General features: G+C 50.8%; 1 protein-coding gene. It reads left to right on the top strand.

Annotated features, from left to right (window positions below; genetic code table 11):
* On the top strand, positions 1-252 hold a 252-nt coding region (locus HFD99_RS25265), incomplete at both ends, for a condensation domain-containing protein (protein ID WP_167441102.1).

Genomic DNA, 252 nt, shown 5'->3' with positions numbered 1-252 from the left:
CATTCACCATTTGGTTGTAGACGGCATTTCATGGCGGATTGTGTTTGAGGATTTTGCGACTGGATATGAGCAGGCCGTTCGGGGAGAAGCGATTCGCTTGCCATATAAAACGGATTCGTTCTCCACTTGGGCAGAACGTTTGTCTCAATATGCCAACAGTCCGGCCATCGACAATGAACGCGAATATTGGGAGCGTCTTGCCCACGCGGAAGTCGCATCGCTACCTAAGGATCAAGAAAGAGCGGCAGGACA

The sequence above is a fragment of the Paenibacillus sp. EKM301P genome (genome assembly GCF_011800295.1).
GTDB lineage: Bacteria > Bacillota > Bacilli > Paenibacillales > Paenibacillaceae > Paenibacillus > Paenibacillus polymyxa.
Note: the sequence above shows the minus strand (reverse complement) of the source record. Positions and strands in the feature narration are given on the sequence as shown.